The sequence below is a fragment of the Haloarchaeobius litoreus genome (genome assembly GCF_024495425.1).
In the GTDB taxonomy this organism is placed as follows: domain Archaea; phylum Halobacteriota; class Halobacteria; order Halobacteriales; family Natrialbaceae; genus Haloarchaeobius; species Haloarchaeobius litoreus.
This window is the reverse complement of record NZ_JANHJR010000004.1, coordinates 99160-124284: the sequence shown is the minus strand read 5'-3', so window position 1 is coordinate 124284 and position 25125 is coordinate 99160. Positions and strand designations below refer to the sequence as shown.

General features: G+C 55.2%; 14 protein-coding genes. 9 read left to right on the top strand and 5 right to left on the bottom strand.

The genetic code is table 11. The features are described from left to right. The first annotated feature begins 94 nt into the window (after nucleotides 1–94). On the top strand, nucleotides 95–382 hold the full coding sequence (locus tag NOW55_RS18215) for an amphi-Trp domain-containing protein (protein ID WP_256401548.1): 288 nt from the start codon (nucleotides 95–97) through the stop codon (nucleotides 380–382). 192 nt (nucleotides 383–574) lie between these two features. Here the strand turns inward: NOW55_RS18215 and NOW55_RS18210 are convergent, their stop codons facing one another. From NOW55_RS18210 to NOW55_RS20850, 4 genes are all read right to left on the bottom strand, one after another. After that, nucleotides 575–4045, bottom strand: a complete 3471-nt coding sequence (locus NOW55_RS18210) for an ATP-dependent helicase (protein WP_256401547.1) — start codon at nucleotides 4043–4045, stop codon at nucleotides 575–577. After that, complete coding sequence (locus NOW55_RS18205) at nucleotides 4038–4955, bottom strand: PD-(D/E)XK nuclease family protein (protein WP_256401546.1); 918 nt, start codon at nucleotides 4953–4955, stop codon at nucleotides 4038–4040. The genes NOW55_RS18210 and NOW55_RS18205 overlap by 8 nt, the downstream gene beginning before the upstream one ends. Further along, nucleotides 4948–7074, bottom strand: a complete 2127-nt coding sequence (locus NOW55_RS18200; protein ID WP_256401545.1) for a PD-(D/E)XK nuclease family protein — start codon at nucleotides 7072–7074, stop codon at nucleotides 4948–4950. The genes NOW55_RS18205 and NOW55_RS18200 overlap by 8 nt, the downstream gene beginning before the upstream one ends. Nucleotides 7075–7381: 307 nt before the next feature. Next, nucleotides 7382–8182, bottom strand: coding sequence for a metallophosphoesterase (locus NOW55_RS20850; RefSeq protein ID WP_368407797.1), 801 nt, complete (start codon nucleotides 8180–8182; stop codon nucleotides 7382–7384). Nucleotides 8183–8815: 633 nt separating this feature from the next. Here NOW55_RS20850 and NOW55_RS18190 point away from each other — a divergent pair. From NOW55_RS18190 to brxC, 4 genes are read left to right on the top strand one after another with little or no spacing between them, the layout of a single operon-like run. Next, complete coding sequence (locus tag NOW55_RS18190; RefSeq protein ID WP_256401544.1) at nucleotides 8816–9466, top strand: BrxE family protein; 651 nt, start codon at nucleotides 8816–8818, stop codon at nucleotides 9464–9466. A gap of 9 nt (nucleotides 9467–9475) precedes the next feature. Continuing rightward, nucleotides 9476–10288 carry a BrxA family protein gene (locus NOW55_RS18185; RefSeq protein WP_256401543.1) on the top strand — a complete coding sequence of 271 codons (813 nt, stop codon included), beginning with the start codon at nucleotides 9476–9478 and terminating at the stop codon, nucleotides 10286–10288. Next, nucleotides 10278–10847: a BREX protein BrxB domain-containing protein gene (locus NOW55_RS18180; RefSeq protein ID WP_256401542.1), complete on the top strand. Its 570-nt coding sequence runs from the start codon at nucleotides 10278–10280 to the stop codon at nucleotides 10845–10847. The genes NOW55_RS18185 and NOW55_RS18180 overlap by 11 nt, the downstream gene beginning before the upstream one ends. After that, nucleotides 10840–14484, top strand: a complete 3645-nt coding sequence (gene brxC, locus NOW55_RS18175) for a BREX system P-loop protein BrxC (RefSeq protein WP_256401541.1) — start codon at nucleotides 10840–10842, stop codon at nucleotides 14482–14484. Before NOW55_RS18180 ends, brxC begins: the two co-directional genes overlap by 8 nt. Before the next feature lie 33 nt (nucleotides 14485–14517). On the opposite strand, the gene NOW55_RS18170 is transcribed toward brxC, so the two are convergent. Beyond that, nucleotides 14518–15429: a hypothetical protein gene (locus NOW55_RS18170; RefSeq protein WP_256401540.1), complete on the bottom strand. Its 912-nt coding sequence runs from the start codon at nucleotides 15427–15429 to the stop codon at nucleotides 14518–14520. A gap of 219 nt (nucleotides 15430–15648) precedes the next feature. Here NOW55_RS18170 and pglX point away from each other — a divergent pair, with 219 nt between their 5' ends. The 4 genes from pglX (at nucleotide 15649) to brxL (ending at nucleotide 25120) form a co-directional block, all read left to right on the top strand. After that, nucleotides 15649–19368, top strand: a complete 3720-nt coding sequence (pglX, locus tag NOW55_RS18165; RefSeq protein ID WP_256401539.1) for a BREX-1 system adenine-specific DNA-methyltransferase PglX — start codon at nucleotides 15649–15651, stop codon at nucleotides 19366–19368. A gap of 22 nt (nucleotides 19369–19390) precedes the next feature. After that, on the top strand, nucleotides 19391–20452 hold the full coding sequence (locus NOW55_RS18160) for a hypothetical protein (RefSeq protein ID WP_256401538.1): 1062 nt from the start codon (nucleotides 19391–19393) through the stop codon (nucleotides 20450–20452). Between the two features lie 87 nt (nucleotides 20453–20539). Beyond that, complete coding sequence (locus NOW55_RS18155; RefSeq protein ID WP_256401537.1) at nucleotides 20540–22966, top strand: PglZ domain-containing protein; 2427 nt, start codon at nucleotides 20540–20542, stop codon at nucleotides 22964–22966. A 126-nt stretch (nucleotides 22967–23092) separates the two neighbouring features. Continuing rightward, entirely contained in the window at nucleotides 23093–25120 is a 2028-nt protein-coding gene (brxL, locus tag NOW55_RS18150; RefSeq protein WP_256401536.1) for a protease Lon-related BREX system protein BrxL, read from the top strand. The last annotated feature ends 5 nt before the right edge of the window (nucleotides 25121–25125 follow it).

Below are 25125 nucleotides of genomic sequence, written 5' to 3'. Positions count from 1 at the left end.
GGGAGGGCCCGACAGGTGTGACGCACGCTGAATAGCCCCATCTACTCGATACGGTGGACGCATTTATTGGTGCAGGCTGTGTACTATCTCCTGTATGCCTGAAGAAGTCCTGTTCAAATCGGAGAGTGTCCAGAGTCGAGAAGAGATTGCATCGTACCTCCGGAAAGTCGCGGACAATCTTGAAGACGGAAACGCTATCAGCCTGAAAGCAGGCTCCGAGTCCGTAACACTGAATCCCCCTGCCCGACCGACCTTCGAGGTTAAAGCTGAACGCGAAGGCCCAGCTGGCAGTATGACTGAACGAAGTATCGAGTTCGAACTCGAATGGGACGAGAACGACGGTCAGGAGAGCAGCGGAAGTGGTCAGTTAGAAATCGAGTAGCCCCCTCACTGGACGCTACTGGCTGAGCCAACCAACCGGCTCTTATCAGTTATTTAAAATATTTGTCCGGGGGTGTTGAACGTGGCGTCGAGTATTGTCGGATTCATGTCCGCCCTGAAGCATGGGGCTTTCTCCTCGAAACCCGTAAGAATCTACCAGAGCCAGTCAGCCGTTCCCAGTCGTTCTGCCGTCTCAATGTGAGATATCGATGTCTGCTTCGTCACTACAGGAGAGACTCCTGTGGGGACAGTACTTGCAGTGGTCTCCAGCCGTGTACGTCCCAAAGGAACTCTCAGCGGCGTCGGAGAGACGGTCGGACAGCTGTTCCCTCACATGGTCCAGGTCCGCGTCGGTGAACTCCCGCAGGTCGATTCGTGGCCCCTGCGCCCCGACATATGCATAGCCGGCAGTCCTGACTGGTTCCTCGAACAGCTGCTCACAGGCAAGCAGGTAGATCGGCAGTTGGAGATCGTCGTCGAGTGACCGCTCTTTCTGTGTGGCTTTGTAATCGAGGACGACCAGATCGCCATTCTGGCGACGGCAGAGGGCGTCAATCAACCCAACGACACTTTCGTCGTCGAACGACAGTTCGAAGCCGCGCTCTGCAGCCAGTATCTCCCACTCGCTCGCCTCGGTCTGGAAGAACCGTTCGATACACTCCTCGACCGCTGGGAGTACATCTCCTTCGCCCCGAATCATTGCGAGACGCTCAGCAAGCGCCAGCCACTCCGCTTTGCTCGTGTATCCACGGTCGGCTGCTCGTTCCGCAGTGTCGTGGAACAGGATGCCGATCGCTTGTTGGCTGGGGCCACTGTGTCCTGCTCCGGTCCCCTGACCGGTGACAGGGTCGTCGAACGCTCTGACGACGTGGCTGAGATAGTGCCGTCGCTGGCAGGTTTCGAACGTGTCTAACGATGTGTAGCTGTGTCGCCGGTGGAGTGTCGCACCGGCTGGTTCACCAAGGATGTCCGCGGGAAGCTTGTCTGCAAGCGCAGGGTCGAGATCACCTTCGAGCGCCTGCTTCGCTAGGCCCAGAACGCGCGCCTGTCCGGCCGATCGGCTGTACTGTTGCTGCCCTTCGACTGCGACAACCCGTTCGGTCACGTCGACCGGGCTTGCGAGGGTTTCAGTTCCGTCTATCGCTGTCGGTGGCCGGCTCTCTTGAATCGTCTCCCAGATGGGGAACGAGACGCCATCGATGGACCACGGGACGGTACCTGGGAGGACGTCGCCGACAGTGGCTGGTGAAATGGTCTCGTCGCCGAGGCCGTCGTCGGAGTCGTCATCGTACCGGCCACTGAGGATGGAGAGTTCCTCGGCGCGGGTGATACCGACGTGGAGCAGCCGACGGGCCTCGTGTGCGTCGCGTTCGGCGAAGTCGTGGTCGAGGGGGGAGCCACCGTCGAGGACGTGCTCGACGACGTCGTAGGTTCTTGCCTGCGGCTCCCACTCGTCAGCGCGGAGTTGTGGGAGGACGACGACGGGGAACTCGAGTCCTTTGCTCTTGTGGATCGTCATGATGGAGACCGCTTCTTCTTGTGCCTCGGGCTGGTCCTCCATCTCCCGGTCGGAGACCTCCGTGATGATGTCGTGCTGGTCCAGGAACTCGATGAATCGACTGGACAGTTCTGGCTCGACGGCACCCTCTTCGAACGAGCTCACGACTTCGTCGAGTGCTCGCAGGTCGCGGCGCTCCTGCTCGGAGAGGAACCACTCGATACGCATCGTCGACTTGAGCTCCTGATAGAGGCGAGAGAGCGAGTAGGTGTTGCGCTTCGCCCAGAGGTCACCGAGTTGCTCGCGTGCGGTTGCGACCCGCTCGGGGACCGTGAATTCGTCCAACGGTAGTTCGAGAAGCGATGTCTGGAGCGGTGTCTTCTCGTCCGGACCCGTGCGTGGCAGTTCGTGTGAGTTCAGTCGTTCGAGGTCCTTCCGATGGATTCGGTACCGCATGGCGAGGACCCTGTTGAGTGCGACCTCGTCGTGTGGGTTCGCGAGTGCCTTGAGTGCAGCAATGACTGTCTCCACACCGGGTGCTTCAGACGCGAGGTCGCCGCCGAGTTCGTACGGGATACCAGCCGAAGTGAGTTCGTCTGCGATAGGCCGTGCGTGGCGTTTCTTGCGGACGAGGATGGCGATGTCACCGGGGCTGTACTCTGTGTCGGCGATGTCGTTGTCTCCGTTGATGAGGCGAACGAGCGCGTTCGTGAGCTGGGCGGCTTCATCCTCGGGCTCTTCGTCCGCTTCGAGCGTGACGACACCCGTGTCAGCATCTGCGGCGTCTCCAACCGCGGTGAGTTCTTTGTCACTCCCGCGAGCCTCCAGGTGCGAGAGCGCGTTGTTCGCGAGGTCGAGGATCGGTTGTCGGGAGCGGAAGTTCTCCTCGAGCGTCTCGTCGTGCAGTCCCGGATATGCATCGTCGAGTCGCGGACCGATGTTCTCGACGTTCGCGCCCCGCCACTCGTAGATCGCCTGGTCGTCGTCGCCGACGACGAAGAGGTCCGCCTCGGCAGCGAGCCGCTGGACGAGCTCGAACTGGACGGTGTCGGTGTCCTGATACTCGTCACAGAAGACGTAGTCGTAGCGCTCGCCGAGCCAGCCCGCGACCGTGTCGTCCTGCAGGAGGTCGACCGTCGCGAGGACGAGGTCGTTGAAGTCGAGCAGGTTCTCCTCGTCAAGTCGTGTCTCGTAGGCTCTGTAGCCGGGAACGAGGTCGGAAAGGACCTGACAGCGCTTGACGAACGCATCGAGCTTCTCGGGGAGCGAGTAGTCGAGGGAAGGCATCCCCTTCGGAGCACCGCTGTACTGGCCGAACAGATGTGCGGGGAGTTTGAAACTGTAGGTGAGGTCGCCGTCGAGGATTGCAGTTCTATTCGAGTCAAGGAACGCCCCCATTGAGACGCAGGTCTCGGACATCACATCGAGATACGTCGCCACGTGTGCCTCCATCCCATCGTCGTGCAGGCCGGCTCTGAGCGCTGCCAGCGTCTGCTCCATCGCGCCGAGATTGTCGATCATCTCGTCGAGGCGGTCCTCGGTGACCTTCCGCCAACCGACTCTGAGATGCTCGTCCGCGGCCTCGTGAATCTGCTCGGCCAACTCGCCGAGTTCGAACAGTCGGTCGACGCTCGGCAGGTACGCGTCGACGTCGTCTGGCGTGATTCCAGCACGTTTCATGGCAGGGATGAACCGCAAGAGCCGGTCCGGTGCGCCGGTCGCGTAGTCCACCCCGTCGTACACGTCCGGGTTCGTGAACCGGTACGGCATCTCGTCGAGGACCTCGTAGCTGAGCGCGAACCGGTCGGCGTCCGTCGCGATATCGTACCGCGGGTCGAGGTCAGCGTAGTACGCGAACTCCTGCAGCAGCTCGTGGCAGATGGCGTGGTAAGTGTACGCCTCGATGTCGTATCCCTGTTCGCCGACAGTCTCGACGAGTTTCTCGCGCATCGAGTCGGCGGCCTTGTTAGTGAACGTCAGCGCGAGGATACGGTCCGGTGCCGTGCCGTTCTCGATGAGTCGCTGGATCTTCCGAACCATCGTGAACGTCTTCCCCGTACCAGCGCCCGCTCGGACTCGCATCGGGTAGTCGTCGCTCTCGATGATGTCACGTTGGGCGTCTCGTGGCTCTGGGACTTGCTCGTGGGCGGTTCTGTTGTCAGTCATCGAGACTCACCTCCGCACCGATGTAGTCACCGCACATTCCCTGATACGAGCAGTCGCCACACGCGTTCTCGTGGATTTCTTCCCACGGTTCCGGCGTGAACTCGCCGTCGACGATACCAGTATAGCAGTCGTCGATGAGCGACCAGATGGTGTCCTCGTGAGCCTCGTAGATCCAGCCGACGTCACGGGATTTCCCTGTAACCTCGACAGAGATACCGTCGTGTCCGGGAGTCCGGTCGACGTTGTAGAGGACGCCATAGAACGTGAACTCGATATCCATCCCTGGCTCGTAGTGCTCCGTCGCCTTCGCGCCCTCGATGTAGGTGGCAGCCTGGAACACGCTCTTCAGGATGCTAGCGTGGTACTCCTCGCCGGCGTGGTGGGCCTCGATACGGTTGTGAGTCCGGCCAGAGACGATGCCGGAGAGTGAGCCCTTGTAGTCGATGATCTGGAGTCCCTCGTCGGTCCGGACGATGTTGTCCACGCGCCCACGCAAGTGGACGTCGCCACGGTCGCAGGTGAGCCAGCCCTCCTGTTCGACGGAATTGCGAGCGTGTTCAAGACCAGCCGCGGCGAAGTACGCGTCTACACCGGCGATCGCGACCTGCCGGTCGTATGCGAACTGGGCGTCCGAAGCGTACTCGTCGCGGTCCGCATGTTCGTCCCATCGGCGTTCAATCGCTTCGTGAGCGTAGGTTTGAATCTCGTCGTCCGTCGGTGATTCGGGCTGATCGGTGGCCCATGCACACGTGTCCTCGATGGCACCGTGGTAGGCGAGCCCCCGGTCGAGATACCGCCGTGACTCCTCGGGCGACTCGACCGACCACTCCTTGTCGTACTCGTACTTGCGTGGGCAGGTCGCGTAGGTCGCCAGCCTCGACGGGGAGACTCGAGAGACGTCCTCACTCACGGTGGACCACCCCCTCCGCGAAGTCGACCCGTGTCTGGATCGCTTCTCGGACCTCGGCCGGGAGGTCCTGGTCCAGCAGTGTCTGAATCGTCGCGAAATCCTCACGGACTACGTCGACGTCGACAGGGTCGCCGATGACGCCAGCGCGCCTGATCTCGTCGAGTGCTCTGTCCGAGCGAGTGAGCGCGAACTCGACGGCGCTCCCGTGGCTGTGGATACCGTCGTGTTTGATGCGCTCGAACGGGCCGACTGCCTCCTCTGCAGCCGCGAGGAATCTCGATGGTTGGAGGTTGCTCCCTGTGCCACCAGCCTCCTCGCGGTATGTGCCGAAATAGAGCCGGTTCTCGGCTGCTCGTGCCCCGACCGCGAGAAACCGTCGGCTGAGAGCGGCGTAGTAGGCGCGGAGCGGTCGGGTCAGTAGTTCGGTCTCTGTCGAGAACGTTTTCTTGACGTCCGATTCAGTCGGCGTCGTGTAGGAGGGGTATGCGTCGAGCTGCTCGAGATGTGGCGTCGGGAACAGTGCGGTAAACCGAGGGTCTGCAGGATAATCGCGATCGACGGCGTTGACCATGAATACCGTGTCCTTGGTGGTGTTCTTCACGACCCGCACGGTATCGACGAGAACGCCCTCGGTGGGGGTTTCGAGTTCGGAGGCGACTCGGTCCGACGCTGCGCGCTCCATCTCCCGTTCGAGGCCGTGACGGAGCGTCCCCCAGGAAGCCTCAATTAAGTCCGAGTCGTCGACGAAGCTCGCCAGTGAGAGAACCTCGCGAACGTGTTCAAACTGTGTCTTCGCATCGAGCGGTGTCTCGTCGCGCCCGATACGTCCTTTCAGGTCGGTTTCGAGAATCCAGTGCCACAGCGCATATTCGATTCCGGCAGTTCGGGCTCGTTCGACCACTTCGTCGCGAAGTCCGGACAGATCAGTGGGGTTCTCGATTCTCGCGGTGAGGGTCGTGTGGGCGCGATCAGCTGACCAGGCACCGTCAGATTGTGTTCTGTCGCTGCACCTGCAAACGAGAGCGTATAGCTCTCTAGCGGCGGGGTCATGCTCGAGCCCGCCGACGGTAGCGGAGGTCACGGGAATTCCGGCGTTCTGGAGTAATCGGAGCGTCTCCGGAATCGGGGCCTTCGAGTCCTGCAGCACCACCGCGATCTCGTCGTAGGAGAGGCTGTCCGCTCGCCTGCGGAGTTCGATCTCGTCGGCGATGCGCCGGACCTGTGCTTCGAACGTCGGACTTTCCAGTACGGCGACGTGTCCGTCGTCGGTTGTGTCCGGTTGGTCGCCGGTGGCGAGATGGGAGGCAACTGCTTCGGGGCGGGCTCGCTGGTCTGTCTCGGTGTGGTCGACGACCGAGAGGCCGGGGACCAAATTCTCGATACGTCCGGCTTCGTTCCAGAGTCGCTGAATGGCGCTATCCCGCTCGGCAACACAGACGAGTGGGACATCGAGCGTGAGCCATGCAAGGTAAGCCCGGTCGATCGGAGTGAACTCCTCGAACTCGAGGACGAGCACGGCGTCGAACTCCCGTTGGATTCTCTGTCTGGTCTCGTCGTTCTGGAGCTGTTCGATTGCTGCCGAGAGTACGTTCCCTGGGTCCTGTAATCCATGAGAATGCAGCCATTCGTGGAACGAACGGTTGAACTCGGCGAGTTCGCCGAGGATGTCGTCGTCCGTTTCGATGCGGCTGCCCTGCCACGTCGCCTCGGCCACGAACCGGCCGAGGTCGCTGACGAAGGACTCCTGGTTGCTCGCGCGCTGCAGATAGGGTGTTTTCCAGTCGTACTGTGCTTCGTAGATTTCCAAGAGGAGACTCTGTTCAGCTGGTGCCAGAACTCGCGACGACTGTGGGCTTTCCTCGAGAACGCGTCGACTGTGGGCCGCAAGCCCAATTACATCGGGTGCTGTGACGCTATCTTCCTCGTTTATGAATAGCGACTCTATCTCTTCGATACCCGTCGGGAACCGTTTGATGACGAGGATATTTCCCGTGTCATATCTGCCAGTCAAGTCCGCGAAAAGACGGACTGTGGAACTGGAGACTGAACCCCCAAGAAACGGATGGAGGTGCAACGCACCGTCAAGATCTGGTGCGTCTTCTATGGGAGTAACGTGCATGGTACCGAATTCTTGTATCGGCGTAATGATTGTATGGGCCAGGTACTGGAGAGACGGTAACTCATCTCAGCATTACTACTCCCATGACTTCCCTTGAGCAGGTTGTTGGTCAAGATATCCGTCGCTATGAAACTGTAGCGGACAAGGGTGACGCGAAAGCGTCACTGGATTCTACCCATCTGAGATGCTACGGACGGAAATGAATGCCCAAATACAAACACCACATGAATACAGTCGAAAATAAACGAGCCTACAAAATTAGCTTCTCAGACGGGCAATTACTCCGAAAATTTGTCGTGCTCACCAATCACAACTCGTGCCGTCTCGTCTCGACAGAGTTTACAGATATCATCAGCTCTGTCGCAAACGCTTCGTGGTCCCGGTACGGCTCACTAATCCGCATAGCTGGACCAGTATAGAACACTGGAGTTCCATCATCCGCTTCGAAGGTGTATCCATTTTCGAAATTTCGATTCTTTGGACGGTGTTCATCACCGATCAGGACACACTCAAAGGATACGCGTGACTGAGCAAGTAATCGATCTAAATCGACATCAGCATCGGGTCCCCGGTACGGCGTCAACCCGTCGTGGAGACACAGGACGTTCGGACCGGGAGGTGCTGGACCGAACGTAATTTCAGACGGGTGCCACTCGCGTGATTGGAACTTTCCAACGTCGTCGATCCCAACGTTTCCCGCTGAGATACCATACGCACTGAGCGACCCGCCACCAACAGATGTGGGGTTAGTAGATAACTCCGAAAGATGGCCTTTTGCAATCTGAGTTTTGAGCCACGCAATCCCATCAACTGAATTCGAATGCTGTGGGTTTGCCGAGTCATGATCGTGCGACCCGACGATACAGTAAACTGGATGTTCACTTGCTGACAACCCAGACAAAATTCCATTGGCAAAATCGAGAGTATCTTGGTCTACCTCGTGATCTAAAATATCACCTGTGTGAATGATTGCATCAACATTCCTCTCAAGGGCGATCTGCATCACTTGCCCGATTGTTTCCCTACTCGAAATGTTTTGAATCCAAGATACCGTACTACCCCGTCCAGTTTTCTCACGATTTTCGTATCCCAAATGCGTATCACTCACAAACAGGAGCGTCGTCTTAGACGGAGCCGGTCCACGTCCAACGTTTTCCCGTGCACGGCGAACTCGCTCAGGGTCAAGCACAGTACCGACTCCATCACCTGGTTGGTCAGCTACGGGTTCGGCGGGTAATTCAGCAAGAAGGGAGATAGCCCAATTAACTTCCTCTGACGAGACATATACCGGAAGCACTTCGTTCGACTCCGGCGCAACTGGCAACTTCGCATCGGTCGGCACATATCGGCGATCCGATTCACGTGGCTCCGCAACCGCGATCGCCGAAAACTCCGTCACTCGATTCCCGTTACCGTGTCGCCGCGCGTAATCCTTCCGCTTCCCAAAATTCCGCTCCTTCTGTTGTGCTCCATAGCTGGATGCGTTATCAGCCAGTAGCTCATCACCGTATAGCACAGACCGCAACGCAACCTTCCACTCCGAATCCGCGCTAGAAGGTAGCGACCCATTTAGAACAGAGAGAGAATCGTACAGCTCAGTCAGCTCGTTCCCAGAACCCATCGTGTACACTATCCCACTCCTATCGGGCGGTATTAAACCCACGATGTAGAGGACGTTCGGTTTTGGCTTTGGAAAACGGGAGGCGTTGCTTCTAAGCCACCACCCCTTCTGAGTGAATGTATGACTTCAACTGATCTCGTCAATACGTTCGTCTCGACTAAAGAGGCTCTCAACGAAGCGGGTGTAGATGATGAGTTCTTTCTTGACCTGGTCGCCTCACGTCTGTTGATAGAGCGAGTTGGAGAGTCAAATAACCTAGGCTGGTGGGACTCTCGGGTTCTGTCCGAGACTGGACGGGCACGACTCGAAGAAGTAACCCCGAAAACGCAACTACAATCTCGAATCACTCTCGCATCGAAAGTGGGTCGGAAAGCAGAATCAGACCGCCTTCCAGCAGATACTATCTCCCTGTTCTCGTTCGGGCCACAAGTGGAGTCTCGACTCGCGGCCACCATTGAAGACACCGAAGCTGCTGACGAGCAACCTCTGGAGGCCCTTGAGAACGTTTCTGTGCAATCACTGAATGAAGGGTGGACAGACCGAATCATCGAGCAAACTGGATCAAACATCACGGCAACATCTACGACGCTCACCGACCCGGGGACCGGTGATTCAGTCTGTATCGATGAAGATGGGTACACACAGCCCGAGATTGAGCCAGAGAAATGGAGACTGCTGGCCAACCTTTTAAAAGGATACGGACATAGCACCGACCATCTCTGTGTGCCGTACTACCCCCTCAACTCAGAACTTAAATCCGAAAGCGCGTGAGATATTCATATGGGTAACGAGCATGTCGGGTCGAAGGATAGCGAGGGAACAGAAGCAGCGGTAAGTCTCGACCCGAAAATCGCCCACCACAGTACGTATATCGACGAGACGAAACGCATCCTTCGCACCTACGTCGAGTGTGAGTCGTACGAAGAACTGGAACGAAAGGTGGTCGAGGAGAACATCCTGAACAAGGACACAGACGAGTATCGGACAAACATCCTCCGCGAAGTCACACGTCGCCACATCCCAAATAAAAATGAGTACACAGAAACACCACTGATGAAAGTAATATCGGCTGATGTTCGGAGCGACGTCACCGACTGGTGTCTGTACTACGAATTCGCACAAGATCCGTTCATCCGTCTGGTCACACTCGATTTCATGTACCCTGAGTTCGAACGGGGGACGCTCTCCGTCCAAGCTACGGACATCGTCACATTTATTGAATCGATTCAGGAGGAATTCGCCGACTTGCGTGACCGGTCCGAATCGACGATCAACGAAGCCGCTACGAAGTACCTCACCGCACTCCGGAACTACGGGCTCTTGGAAGGCACTCAACGCAAAGAGTTCGCCGTCACCTACGTTCCCGATGAGGCAGTCGCTTACGTCGTCTACCGGCTCTTCCAGAAGGGGGCCAAGTCCGCATCAGACGTCATCGAACACGACGATTGGAAGGTATTCCTGATGAATGAATCCGAAGTCCAGCGCCGGGTCCGAGATATCTCACCGCAGTTTGTGAGCTACGAGAAGCGCGGGTCGACAGAACGACTAATTACAAAGCACGACAGCATAGAGGATCTAATCAATGCTTTCTGACTTTCAAGCACGACTCGAAGAAGTCGAACGACTCGTCCGAGATGATAGAGACGAAGTTGGAAAGCGAGCGGGCGTCCCGTTCATCGTCTTCACATACGACCCTGGTGACGAAATCGAAGTCGATGAAGAGGTTCGAAACCTCATCGAGAAGCTGGAGTATCATGACCAAACCGTCGCAGGAATCGATATGCGCGAACTGGTCTTCAGTATACTCGAAGACCGCGGCATCCTGGAGAACGTCATCGATCTCGAACGCCGGGATCGAGACCAGTTACTTGACGGGCTAAAATCGTCACTCCTGGATGACGGCGAGATGGGTCAGTTGGCATCGGCGATCGCATCGGCTGCAGAAGACGCTGATACAGTTATAGTCTACCGGATGGGTATTCTATACCCATACGCCAGTGCTTCCACACTAATGGGGCAACTAGAGATGAATACACCGGAGGAGACGCCAATCGTGTTCTGTTACCCAGCGAAAGTAGATGACAAGAGCTTAAGATTCCTCGATGAATCTGAAGGAACATATTACCGCGCAAGGGTGATCGGACATGAGTGACACTACCTCCACCAACCAGATTCACGAGATTTTCTACCGGCCAATCAATCGAAAGATCGACCGAGTCGTCAAAGTCGATAACGACGATCCGGGCGTAGTCAAGAAAGAGCTCGAAGAGTATATCCTCACGCCACAGCTCGAACGGCACTTCTCGGACGCCTTAGAGGCCGTCATCGATACGGAACACACACAGACCGAAGACGTCGGGATGTGGGTCTCCGGATTCTTCGGCTCGGGGAAGAGCCACTATATGAAGATCCTCGGGCACATCCTCGAAAATCGGCAATTCGATGATACACACGCCGCTGAGATGTTTCGGGATCGAATCGAGGACAACGAGATGCTCGACGGAGCGGTCTCGTCTGTTACCCAGAAGTTCGATTCCGAGGTGCTGATGTTCCAGATCGGCGCGAAAGCCGACGCATCCGGGAGCGAATCCATCACGGAGATCATCCACCGCGAGTTCAATATCTCCCGTGGCTACGCCTCGATGTCCTGGGTCGCGAAAATGGAACAGGAACTCGAATCGCGCGGCGTATACGACGAGTTCGTCAACGCCATCGAAGCAAACACTGGGAAAGACTGGACGGAAGCCCGCAAGGACGCCATGTTCGTCCGGTCCGACATGGAAACCGCATTAGTCGAGGCCACCGATGAGTTCGACGACGAGGACGATGCCGCCCGCGCAATCGACGACGTTCAGGACAACGTTCTGATCAACGCGTCCACACTCGCCGAAGACATCGTGGATTACGTCGAACAACGGGAAGCAGAGACCGGCGACAACTGTCGGTACTTCGTGTTCATCGACGAGATCTCGCAGTTCATCGGCGACGACGGGCAACTTCTCTTGGAACTCCAGAGTATCGTCGAGGAGTTCGGGCAGAAAGGCAAGGGCAAGGTCTTCCTCGGAGTCACCTCCCAGGAACAACTCCAGCAACTCATCCCCGGCGTCTTGGAGAAGGAAGCCGAGGAGTCGAAAGTCATCGACCGCTTCCCGCACCGATTCGACCTCACCTCCGAGAACCTCGACAAGGTCGTCCGCGACCGTGTCCTCAGCAAGAAAGGCGAATTCAGAGGCATCCTCGGCGATCTGTACGACCAGCACGAGGGTATCCTGTCCGCGAGATACAAACTTGACTCCAGTCAGAGTCTGAAGCCGATTAACGAGGAGAACTTCATCGACTGCTACCCGTTCCTTCCCTACCAACTCGATATCCTTCCGGAGATGTTCAAGGCTCTCGGGAAAGGCTCAGACGACCAGCTGGCAGGGAGTGAACGCACACTGATCGATGTCACCCAAAGCGTTCTCAAAGACGAGGACCACCTCTACAACGACGAACTCGGGGCGCTCGTCACGCTGGACATGATCTTCGACGAGATCAGCAACGACATCCCCAGCAGTGACGTCAAGTCGATCCGAGAGGCGAGACCGAAAGACACCGACCCGGAAATCGCACGTCGCGTCCTCAAGTCCCTCTACCTCCTACAGCAACTCCCGTGGATTCCGAATACGGCCGACAACATTGCGACGTCACTCCAGACTGAACTCGGCCCCACGCAGCAACTAGAGGGTGACGTCGAAGAGACGCTCGATGCACTCGTCGACGCCGGCTACGTCGGTCGGAGCGAAGAAGGCTATCGGTTCCTCCGTGAGACCGAGCGCGAGCTCGAAAACGAGATCAAAGGCATTGAAGTCGGTCCCGGTGACATCCGGCGCTCGTCCAAACGGTTCCTGAACGACATCCTCGACGAAACGTCCCGCGTCAACTACCAAGGGAAGACGTTCCAGGTGAACCTGAGCATCGACGGTGAGGAAATCACGTCGAAGGGTCACATCGACCTCAAAACGTATTCGCCGATCTACCAGCGATACGAGGACCTCGACCCGGACGGCCTGAAAACGCAGAGCTTCAGCGAAGATGGCACGCTGTACTGGATCGCCGACAACGAGAAACAGCACGATATCTACGAAAAGCTGAAGTCGATCTTCCAAATCAACACCGTCGTCAAAGAAAAGCGCGGCAATGAACTCAGCCAGGAGGAACAGGAAGCCCTCGGACAGAAGCAGGAGGACCTCCAGCGCCTCCGCAACGAGGTCGAACGCGAATTAAAACGCAGTTTCCAGCGCGGAGTTCTCATCTACAACGGCGACACCGAAGAGTTCGACACCACGAGCACCTCGCTCACCTCGCTCGTCGCCCGGAAGACGGACAACGCCATCCCGAAGGTGTTCACCAGCTTCAAACACGGCTCCGCGTCGGTCAAAGACCGACACATCGAGCAGATCTTCGGCGACCTTGACGGCTCGTCAAACCCGTCGGTTTTCTCTGACCTGGGTGTCGTTCAGGATGGGGAACTCATCGCCGAAGCCCGCATCTCCTCAGAAGTCGAAGACGAGATCCAGCGCCGTGAGAAAGCAGGCGAATCCCGAACAGGCAGCGACCTGATCGACCACTTCGCCGAACCGCCGTACGGTTGGAGCCGCGAAGTCGTCAGACTAGCCGCGGCCGTGCTCTTCCGGAACGGCTCGATTATCCCGACGCACAAGGAACGAACTTATGAGACGTACACGGAAGACGGTGCACAGGAGCTGTTCACTCAGGTCACGAAGTTCAAGTCCACCTCCTTCGACGAACGAGAGACCGTAGACATCGACACGCGTACGGACGCCAAGCAGCTCCTCGACCGTCTGTTTGACCGCAAGGTCAAATCCACGGACCAGGCCGTCGACGAAGGCATTCGAGAGGAAGCCAACGAGTGGGTCTCGACCACCAGCACACTCCTCTCGCAGCTCCGGCGGGTAGACTTCCCACTTGCAGAGGACATCGAGCAGTTCCAAACTCGGCTGAAGAACCTGCTCCAACAACCCACCTCGGCCAAACGAATCAAGCAGTTCGTCGATTTCGAGGACGAACTCGAAGGCCTCACCAAAACCGCGAAAGACGTCGCCCAGTTCTGCGGTGAGGACGGTGGCGAAAACCGACTGAAGGAATACGAAACGATACAGCGATTCATCACGACCGAATGGGAATCGCTCGTCGACGAGGCAGATGATCACCCTGCACTTGTCGACATCAGCGACGATGCGCGTGAAGCCGCTGACCGCGTCAAGAACACGCTGGACACCGAGGGCGTCATCAGTCAGTGGAACAACGTCAAGACGGACTATCGAGCCGCAGCAGAAGCCTTTACGGCGACCTACGAAGCGCTGTACGAGAAACGGTACGAAACGTACACAAACTCCATCGACTCGGTGAAAGCATATGCTGGCTCCGACATCGACGAGAACGATCTCGACTCGGCCCTGTCGGACCTGACGGAACGGCAGGGCGACGGATCGGTCGATCTGGACATCTCAAACAAGGACCACATCAATCCGAATCCTTCGCTCAACTGGGTAATCGAGAATATCCAGACCGTCGATCACTTCGAAACCAAAGCTAAGCAGCAAGTCGATCAGCTAGAGGAGGACGACGACGATGGAACGACCCGCGAGAGCGTAACCCTCGACAACATTTTCGGGACCGTCGTCGTCACCGACGCTGAAGACATCGAGGCACCGATTAGCGAACTGCGTGGGGATATCGAGGCCCTGCTTGATCAGGAGGGTGACGTAGAGATCCGGTTCCGATAATCTACAGCTCAACATCACCACTCGTTGCTATCGTTAGCCATCGCCGAGCTGAGTGAGCTTTGATTGGGTATCTTCGAGTGGAGTGAGTGAAGATGTAGACTGGTTCAGACTCTCCGAGAGTTCGTCGTTCCGTTCTAGAACTGGCTCGAATTCGTTGAGTATCAAAACTCCCTCGATATCCAGTACCGTGAGAAACTCTTTTAGGAATTTGTGGAATCCCTCCTCGCTGTGTGACGGTGATTTGAACGGATGTCCATGTTGGATTGAGTGCCCAACGAGAGACTTGCTAATGTTCGCGTGAACGCTGGAGTTCAAATCGCTGTAGCAGTTGCGGATCTCTCCCTTTCGCTTGGGTTCGAAATAGCCACGCTCGGCGAGGATATCCCGGACCATTCCATTGTATAGGTCGTGGAACGAGTGGTTCCCTGACTCCTCAATGATGTCGAGGATCTTCGCGGTAGATTCCATATCTGCCAACTCGATCTTGGTGATTACTTCCCACGGATTCGAGGCCCCAAACATCCGCTGAAGCTCGTTGGTATCTCGTTCGTTCAGTTCCTCTCTAAACGCTTCCCTGAACTCGTCGTCTGCAAGCGAGTTCATGAACACCCCCGTCATTCGCGCTTCAAGGCACGTCCTCAACAGCACTCTCCCGGTCATGTACTCCGCTTTGCTTCCTAAGGCGAGTGCCCGTTCCCGAATGTGTGTGGCAATCCAATCGTAGAGCAAGTACGCTGCTTTCTCGTCGAAAAGCGTCTCACTTACCCCTTCTGCGCATGAATCGGTCATGACGGCGTACTGGAGATGATTAATTGCGTCGTGCTGTGCCCAGGCCGTTCTGAAACCTTCTGGCACAAGCTCATGTCCTTCTTGAACCCTCTCTGAACCATTATCGAGAAAGGTTAGTTCACCATCTTCAAACTTAACGCTTGTCAGGAACCCCATATCACTCCATCTAACCCGTTAATGATAGAACCTCGCTCTGTCTGGATAGGGCTCACAGTCACTCAAGAAATTATGAGGTATTTCGCCCCGTCGCCCCACCCGCCATCCCTGCTTTAGCAGACTCCTGACCCAACGTTATAAGACCCATCGGCTGATTGTTCCTGGTATGTCATCGAGGGCGGGAATCCCGACACAGCGTACTGCCGTCCCGCCCGTTTCGTGGCAGTGCGCGACCCTCTGATATCCATGTCCACGACAAACGGTCAACCCGGTCTCTCGTCGGATCAGCGTTCGACTATCCGAAGCACCATCCTAAGCACGCGCCATACGCTTGAAGACGAACTTAGACGCCAGCTCGAAAGGTACGGCATCTACGAGAAGAAGCGCCTCCCACTCGAAGACCTGTCCCACCTTTCCGCAGAAGACCGTCACACTCGACGGACGCTGGATGCCGCCATCGAACGAGAACTCGAATCAACGGAAGGTGACCTGGAACGGTCGATCACCAACTACGTCCGCGAAGCAACGAAGACCTACCTCAACCGCTTTGTCGCGTTGAAGACCATCGAGGTTCGCGGACTCGTCGAGGAAACCATCAAAGAACGACCGGAGTACGGCAACCGGTCGTACATGCACCACACCGTGGCCGAAATCGCTGGCGAACTCACGAACGCTCCCGACGACGGTTTCGGTGCCGCACTTGACCTCGCGTACCAGGAGATCGGTGCGGAGATCCGGATGATCTTCGAGGACTCTGACCACACCGCCATCGACCTTGATGCGCAGGTTCGAGAAGAGATTCTCGACGAACTGGACGCAATTGATGACGAAGCTTGGGAGAGCGACGAGGCACTTGGCTGGGTGTACCAGTACTTCGGTGAAGAAGAACGAGAAGATATCGACAAACGTGTCGATGAAGAGAACTACAAGATCGCTGGGACAGATATCGCTACGAAAACTCAGCTGTTCACTCCGCGGTACATCGTCGAGTGGATGGTCGATAACTCCCTGGGTCGGACGTGGCTCGAAATGCAGGGTGAACGGACGAATATCAACGGTGAAGAGAACTGCTTCTACCTTGCCCCGCTGGAAGACTCCTTGGTTGATCGAGAGGCGAAGGCAGTTGAGGACATAACGGTACTTGACCCTGCTTGTGGCAGTGGTCATATGCTATTCTATGCCTTCGACGTTCTTTATCAGATGTATCTGGAGGAGGGTGATATCCCTGAGGAGTACATCCCACGTCAGATTCTCCGGAACAATCTCTACGGAATCGATATTGATTCTGGAGCAGCACAGATTGCGGCCCTCTCGCTGTATCTGAAAGCAAAAGAAAAGTCACCAGAAGTAACTATACCTCAACTGAATATTGTATCCGCAGACGCAGTATTGATTAATGGAAATCGTAAGGAAGAAGTCTTAGATAGGGCAAATTCTGAATTAGAAGAAGAAGTTTTGGAACAGATTTGGAGAAGCTTCGATAACATTCGTGAATGGGGGAGTCTTGTTCAGATTGAGGATAGGGTTGAGGAACTTCTAGAAGAACATCGAGATACCTTCGAGTCAAAAGGACAAGCACAGTTCACTGACGATGGCGATCTAACTACGCAATCAACATTCGTTTCTGGAGGAAAAGAAGTTACATGGAACGAACTCAAAAGTCAGTTGATAGATAATATTCAAAGTCTCGCAGAATCCTCGCTTGAGCGAAACGATCCGATTGAAGAGATGTTTGCCAATGAAGTCGGTAAGACGGTTGAATTACTTGACGTTCTACGTGGGAACTATGACGTTGTGGTCAGCAATCCGCCCTATTTACAGAGCAAAAAGATGGGTGATACGCTGAAAGAATTTATTCGCTCAAATTATACTGCTAAAGTCGACGTATACGGATCTTTTATGGAGCGTTGTCTTAATTTTAGTAAAGATGAAGGATATGTTTCGATGATTACTCCTGAGACATTCATGTATCAATACTATTTCCGGGGGTTCAGGAAAAAGGTACTAGAGGAAGCCAATTTTGTCGAAAATCTACACATCAGCAATTATCAAAAACCGATATATATGAATATTGCTACTGTTATGCGACCTCTGAACGAAAGTCAAGATCCTTTACCATCTCGCTTCTCCAGGATTGTTGAAACCGACGAAAAAATACCAGCAACTAACGAAGTCACAGCTGCGTACCGATCTAACGAATCAGATGAGCGCACTTTTGTTATAGACCAAAGTTCGTTCTTAGAAATCGACCGCACACCTTTCCTCTACAGATTCGGCAAAGAAATCCTTGATCTCTTTATTCAGCATCCCAGCTTTGAAGATGTTTGTGAGGTTAAACAGGGACTATCTACGGACGATGATGGGCGGTTTGTGAGAAAATGGTGGGAAATCCCTCGTTCCGATCTCAATTCACGATACGTTCGATTCCAAATGAGCGGAACTGACTCACTCTATTACGATTATCCTGAAGACTACGTCGATTGGATCGAATCAGGTGATGTTATAGATGAAAATGGGGGGAACTTGAGAAACAGATCCTTCTATTTCAGTAGAGGAGCCTCATTTAGGGGGTTCGGTAATTATCTAGTCGGTAGACTTCATGAGGACGACATGATCTTTGGCCATACTTCACATTTCGTCCGATCAGATACTCATAGTGCAGAGATTATTCTTGCTCATTTGAACTCAACAATTCATCGGTTCATTGCGAACGGATTAAACCCAGGAGTTCACTTCGAAGTCGGCGATGGTGAAAGGCTTCCAATTAAAAAGAACCTTGAGAATGATGTGTTAATTGAAGATCTGGTTGGACAGGCTATTGAAGAAAGAAGGAAAGAATCAAAGTTAATTGAGACAGGTTCCGATTTCGCTGATAATCGGTTTGCTGAAGTCGTAGAAAATGGTGTACTATCACTGCCACAATTCGAAGATAAGAGTAAAGCAATTCTTCTCACTATACATGGGATCCTAGATAGAATCCTATTTGAGGAATATGACATATCCGAAGAGTCACAAGAGTATATGTATTCAGATCTTCCTGAGGACGTCTCACAATATCCTGTATTTGAGGAACATAAGATAATGCATTCGGAAATTATTTCTGAATATATGAGTTATGAACCTGATCGTTCTGCACCCAAGAATGATGCTGTAGATTATATATCAAATAGAAGAGTCCAGGACCTACGAGAACTAGCGATTGATACCGAGGTCTCACCATTAACAATCGCTCAACTTCGCAATCAATTTGATCTGTATACAAAGGAAGAGAAGGAGAATGCAGCTGGGCGTATCTTATCATATGTGATTGGGGTACTATTCCAAAGATGGGGAACAGATCGTGATCTGCCAACTGTCAATGATGAAATCTTGGCTTTTGAAGGATCTGGCCAGAGTGTAGATCAGTTGGTTAATAAAAGTCTACAGATATTATTCAACAATCCGGATGAGGAAGCGGACAGACTCAGAGAATCATTAGGACGTGACCCTGTCGATTGGCTTCGAAACCGATATTTCCGATACCATCACGTTGACGAGTATAAGCGAAGAGGTCAACGTAATCCGATTTACTGGCAACTGCAAAGCTCTAACGGCGCATTCAGTTGTTTCATCTACTATCACGGTATTGACGAAAATACCCTTCCCAAACTTCGTGGCCAATACCTTGATCCACGAATTGATGAACTCGAAAACGAACTGGAAACACTCAACGCTCAAACCAGCGGTGAGAACCCTGACAAGGAGCTTCTCAACAGGAAAGAAGAAGTCCAGAACGACCTCGAAGACGTCAGGGAGTTCCGTGAAACCATCGACGAAATGATCGACGATGGGGTCACTGTAGACATCGAGAAGGGTATCTGGGAGAACATCAAGGAGTGGGATCAGTACGAGGTTCTCGAAACCGGCCTCCCGAAACTGAAGTCCAGCTACTCACGATAGGACCTTCTCAAAATTCACTACCATGGCTTTCGACGAGAAGGAGTTCTACAAGTATGGAAAACCCGTCGGGAAGCTATTTCAGACGCTATCAACCAGCTTCTTCGACACCTACGAGTATGGCCGACCGTTCGGAGAAGGGGTCGAGGGGGAGTGTCCCCCGGACTTTCCTGAATCACGATTGGGGCTGGAGTTTCGTCGAGTGATGCACAACACCCCTGTGTGGGGTGACGAGTGCCTTCAAACTGTTCAGGGACACGTCCTCTATCACGTAGTCTCGAATGCTAAGGCGAACGAAGATGAATTGCAAGCCTATTTCGATGAATCCGACGGTGGCGACCACGAGCAAGCGCTCCGGAACCTTTCGAATGCCTGGCGAGACGAGTTCGCCGTCAATGATCCGATAGAGGGTGAAGCAGCGGACAGGATGCGAACGGCTGAGTGGCGGATTTCAATGGCCTACTATGCGATCTACAAAGCATACAGCGCCCTCATGCGGTCGAGGTTCGACGATATCCTTGCGGATGGGCGAGGTGGAACCCACGTCCGTATGTGGAAGAAACACAGATGGGAAATGCTTGACGAACTAACTGACTCACTGTACGTGTATCCGTTCATGTACTTCCCAGAGGGGAATTTCTCGGACCATTGGTTCGATTGGTCATCCCCCTATCCTGATTGGAATAGCCGATCCTCCGATATCGACTCAGTACTGAATGAGAAGGCCCGGGATTCGCTTTCGGAGATGTACCGCTATAGACAGTCTTTTCATGAGGACCCGGATGCTCCCTGTCCTACTTTCTTTGATATGCTTCTGAACTTGCGCCACTGGGCGAACTACCATCGAGGAGGCGTGTTCAGCCGGCTGTACGGAAGCGGACTGAGGTTTGCTATCGACGAGGGACTACGACTAATCACCTTCACTGGACTCGCAATTACGGAGGTCGGATTGATTCAGTCCCTCGGCTATGATACCGTTGAAGAGGAATTCCTGGCGTTTGAACAGAGTTCGAAGGAAGGAGTCCAGGATAGTTCGTACTTCCCGGCCAGACGATTCGCTGTCTACGAGCAAGCGTTAGGGGATTGAGGAACAACCTGATGACCCCTCTGTCTTGTCGATAAGCGTCTTCATTTCCCGAAACAACAATCAATCCCCGCTAAAAAGAGGAACACAATGGGAGATCTCGCGGATAGCATTATCACAGAACTCAGGCAGAAATTCGACCGACACCGAGTCTGGGTGTGGTACGACGCCCAGGAGAAGTACAAAGGTGTCCTCGACGAGGTCGAAGCTGCCCTCGAAGACGTCACGCTCGCACGCTACGACGGCAGCTACTTTGAGCTGAAGCGCCGCCTCCACGAGGAAGATCCGAACTACGAGCAGAACTGGCTGTTCTACATCCCCGAGTCACGAAATGACGCCGAGTGGTTCCGCGACATCCACGCACTCGGACGACAGTACCGCGTCGGTCAGGACATCGACGACACGCCCGTGACGCAGTTCCTCGTCGAGCACGACGAAGAGATTCCTGAAGCGTACGAGGACTGGGGACAGAACCGCGAGGTTCAGCGCTTGGCGTTCTTCTGCGTTCTCTTCGACACCGCTGGCCCGGCGACCGACGAGTGGGTGCGTACCTATCTCTCGAACCCGGAAGAGTACCGCGAGACAATCGAGGACAACGCAATGGCCGACGCCTGGGACGCCCAGCTCCGTGAGGAGTACGGTGTCACCGCAGGACTCGATCCGAAAGAGCTAGCGACACAGCTCCTCTTCGGCGAGGTGGCCAGCCGAGCACCGACGTCCCGGTACGACGAACTCGCGGCTGACGACACCCGCGCTGCTGCGGCGTTCTGCGACGAGTGGCAGCAGTACGCTCCTGCCGAGTTCACGCGCTACGCACAGCGGATCGCGGAGGACTATGACCTTGCGAAGGCGGTCATAGACTCCGACCGGATTCACTGGGACGCGACGGCGTTCAAGGGTATCGACATGGGTCTCATCCGGCTGGTGATGAAACGACTCGCTGACGAGACCTACGCCGACCTCCCCGATATCGCGGTAGACCTCCAGCAGACAGTCACTGAGCGCCAGGACAGCTTCTGGAGCAACGAGGATCTCGTCGATTGGTCGGTGCCAGTCCTGGCGATCGAAACCCTCCAGCGGGTCGGAACCATCGACACCGACGAAGCCAAGACGCTCTCCTCGTCGGAACTCGCCCAGAAGTACACGAGTGACGGCGGGTGGTGGCAGATCGATGCGGCCTATCGGCAGTACATCAACGCCACGCAGAAGGCCACGTTCCCCTATCCGAACGAAACCACAGTCAAACAGCGGGTCACGCAACACTACATGTCCTTCCTCCAGGGGGTAAACCGCCCGCTTGCGGACATCCTGAGTGATGATCCGACCCTCGGGACACCCCAGACCTCGTTCTACGATGAGTTCGCGGATCTTGAGGACGGAACCGCGATCATCATCTGTGACGGGCTTCGCTACGAACTCGCGGAAGCAATCAAACAGAATCTCGGGCGGCGAACTGATTTTGAGCAAGACTTAAACGCAGTCAGCGCGGCCCTGCCCTCGATCACCGAGGTTGGGATGGCCGCACACCTGCCCGGGGAACTCGGGCTCTCACTCGAAGATGATGACCTCGTCGTGACCAGCGGCGGTGAGAAGATGGCCGGGAAAGCAGACCGCGTCGAACGACTCAGCGCCGCGGGCTTCGAAGTGGTCGATATGGACGAGGTGAGCAGCATCTCGTTAGAGGACTTGACGGAGACCGACCCTGTCCCCCGAGTCGTCTACTCCGGAACGATAGACAAACTCGGCGAGAGCCTCGACGACGACGCGGCCTTCAGCCAAGTGGCTTCCCACGTCGACGACGTCGAACGGACAGTCCAACGACTGAAGCAGGCTGGGTACACTCGGTTCGTCATCACGAGCGACCACGGGTTCCTCTACACGGACCGGTTGTCCGAGGACCTCAAAGTCGAAGCGCCTGACCTCGCTCCGGTCGTCAAGCGACGATTCGCGGCCGCCGACAGTGATACTCCACTCGTCGATACGGACGAATTCATCGAGGTCGATTCCGATTCCCTGTCTGATCTCGGTATCAACGCCCCCGAACTCAAATTACTCTTCCCTCGAAGTGTGGCCTGTTTCAAGGCCCCAGGTGGGAACATGCGGTACTTCCACGGCGGGATTTCGCTCCAGGAACTCCTCGTTCCGTGTCTCACGGTGACCACCGGCGAGATCGAAGAAAGTGCGTCAATCAGTTACGATGTCTCTATCCCAGACCCGATCACGAACTCGATAATCTCTGTCGAGATTGAAGCCAAGAGCGGACAGGTGGCGTTCGACCCGGCCCCGAAACTAGAGATACGTGCCAACATCGACGACGAACCGGTTGCGGACCCCGTCACCATGGAAATCTCGCCGGGAACCAATAGTGAACGTGTCCGGCTCAAACAGGGAGCAATCTCTGGCGAGAGTTCGGTTCAGTTCGAAGTCATCGACACTGACACCCGAGAAACGATCACGCGGAAGATAGTGGAGCTTGATCTGCTCTTCGGAGACGACGATATGGGATTCGACGTCTAAGCAGCAAATGAATCTCAGCAATTGTGCGTGGGTAAACGGCCCAGAAGCGGATCTCGGTTATTCGTATCGGTGCTCCACTTAGCATGACCGACACCAATATGCCCCCGGCTACACTTCCGGTATATAATGAGCACTGAGGACGTCGATCAGAAAGCTCTCGACGTCTTTCCCGGACGCGTCGTCCGGAAGGATCTCGTTCAAGATATCAAGTCGGGAGTGAACGTCCCCACCTATGTCTTGGAATATCTCATCGGACAATACTGCGCCACTGACGATGAGGAATCTCTTGAGGAGGGGCTCGAAAAAGTCAAGCAGATTCTGTCGAAGCACTACGTTCGTCCCGACGAGGCGGAGTACGTCAAAAGCGAAGTCCGCGAGCGAGGGCGATACCGTGTCATCGACAAAGTAACCGTCAGACTCGACGAGCAGCAAGACGCCTACATCGGCTCGTTCGTCAACCTCGGACTCAACGACGTCGAAGTCAACGAACATCTCGTCAGCAAACACCCGAAGCTTCTGGGTGGGGGTGTCTGGGCCATCATCGATCTGGAGTACCTTCCAGACAACGCGAACAGCCCCAAGAGCCTGTTCGGCATCGAGTCGTTCAAACCGATCCAGGTGTCGAACCTCGACCTCGACCAGTTGAAGGATCGTCGTCGAGAATTCACGCGCGACGAGTGGATGGATCTCCTCCTCCAGAGCGTCGGGTATGATCCCACGGCGTTCAGCGACCGCGAGAAACTCCTCTTCCTCACTCGGTGTGTCCCGCTCGTCGAGTCCAACTACAATTACGTCGAGCTGGGTCCCCGCGGAACGGGGAAGAGCTATCTGTACCGTGAAATCAGCCCTCACTCGATTCTGATCTCCGGTGGAAAAACCACCGTTGCGAAGCTCTTCCTGAACCTCAACACGGGACGAATCGGACTCGTTGGCCGTTGGGATGTCGTCGCATTCGACGAGGTCGGTGGGCTCCAGTTCAGCGACTCCGAAGCAGTCCAGATGCTCAAAGACTACATGGAGTCTGGGAGCTTCTCACGCGGAACTGAGGAGCTCACAGCCCAGGCCTCGATGGTTTATGTAGGAAACATCGACCTGGATGTCGAAGGCGTTCTCAAGAGTTCTCACCTGTTCGAGCCATTCCCGGATGATATGCAGGACCTCGCCCTCATCGACCGTTTCCACTACTACCTCCCCGGTTGGGAAGTACCGAAGATGCGCTCCGAGTTCTTCGGCGATCAGTTCGGGTTCATCGTGGATTACTTCGCCGAGTTCGTCCGCGAACTCCGCAAAGAATCCTATGGGGATGCGGTCAACGAGGAGTTCGCATTCGGAGACCACTTGAACCAACGAGACGAGAGAGCAGTCCGGAAGACGGTATCTGGCCTACTCAAATTACTCCACCCCCACGGAGACTACACGAAAGAAGAGCTCCGTGAATATCTCGAATTCGCTATGGAGGGACGCCGTCGTGTCAAAGAGCAATTGAAGCGAATGGGCGGAATGGAGTATCGGGCCGTCGAGTTTTCGTATTTGGACTTAGACACGAAAGAAGAACTCTACGTCCCAGTACCCGAAGAGGCTGATGAGGCCCTTATTCCGCCCGGCACACAGCAAGCGGGCACTGTCTACACTATCGGCGAAAGCGAAGGTCGTCACGCACCGTTCCGAATCGAAACTCAGACACTTCCCGGTTCTGGGAAGACGAACATCTCGGGGACGCCAGGGAAGAAGATGAAAGAGTCGTTCGAGACTGCGTGCGATTACCTCCAGGCGAATATGCGGGAACTCCGCCGTGATGAGACGCTGGATGAGTACAATATCAACGTTCAGGTCCTCAATCCATCAGATGCCAATGAAGGTGGAGAGACGAGTGTCGGTCTCCTCGTGGGCATTGTCTCTGGCATCCTCGACCGGCCCGTCCGCTCCCAAACCGTGGTATTGGGTGCGATGAGCCTGATGGGCGAATTGGTTTCGGTTAGCTCACTCATCGATAAACTGCAGCTGGCGGCCGACTCCGGAGCAAAAACGGTGTTGCTGCCGGCCAAGAATAAAGAAGATCTAGCGAAGATTCCTGACGAGCTACTTGAGCAGCTTGGACTCGTATTCTACACAGACCCACTGGACGCAGCCAGTAAAGCAATCGATCTCGAGTGAGAAAT

Coding starts and splice junctions, on each gene's coding strand:
- NOW55_RS18185 (WP_256401543.1), top strand. CDS start 9,476: ATGGGTAACGAGCATGTCGGGTCGAAGGATAGCGAGGGAACAGAAGCA.
- NOW55_RS18180 (WP_256401542.1), top strand. CDS start 10,278: ATGCTTTCTGACTTTCAAGCACGACTCGAAGAAGTCGAACGACTCGTC.
- brxC (WP_256401541.1), top strand. CDS start 10,840: ATGAGTGACACTACCTCCACCAACCAGATTCACGAGATTTTCTACCGG.
- NOW55_RS18190 (WP_256401544.1), top strand. CDS start 8,816: ATGACTTCAACTGATCTCGTCAATACGTTCGTCTCGACTAAAGAGGCT.
- NOW55_RS18170 (WP_256401540.1), bottom strand. CDS start 15,429: ATGGGGTTCCTGACAAGCGTTAAGTTTGAAGATGGTGAACTAACCTTT.
- NOW55_RS18210 (WP_256401547.1), bottom strand. CDS start 4,045: ATGACTGACAACAGAACCGCCCACGAGCAAGTCCCAGAGCCACGAGAC.
- NOW55_RS18200 (WP_256401545.1), bottom strand. CDS start 7,074: ATGCACGTTACTCCCATAGAAGACGCACCAGATCTTGACGGTGCGTTG.
- NOW55_RS18160 (WP_256401538.1), top strand. CDS start 19,391: ATGGCTTTCGACGAGAAGGAGTTCTACAAGTATGGAAAACCCGTCGGG.
- NOW55_RS18215 (WP_256401548.1), top strand. CDS start 95: ATGCCTGAAGAAGTCCTGTTCAAATCGGAGAGTGTCCAGAGTCGAGAA.
- brxL (WP_256401536.1), top strand. CDS start 23,093: ATGAGCACTGAGGACGTCGATCAGAAAGCTCTCGACGTCTTTCCCGGA.
- NOW55_RS18155 (WP_256401537.1), top strand. CDS start 20,540: ATGGGAGATCTCGCGGATAGCATTATCACAGAACTCAGGCAGAAATTC.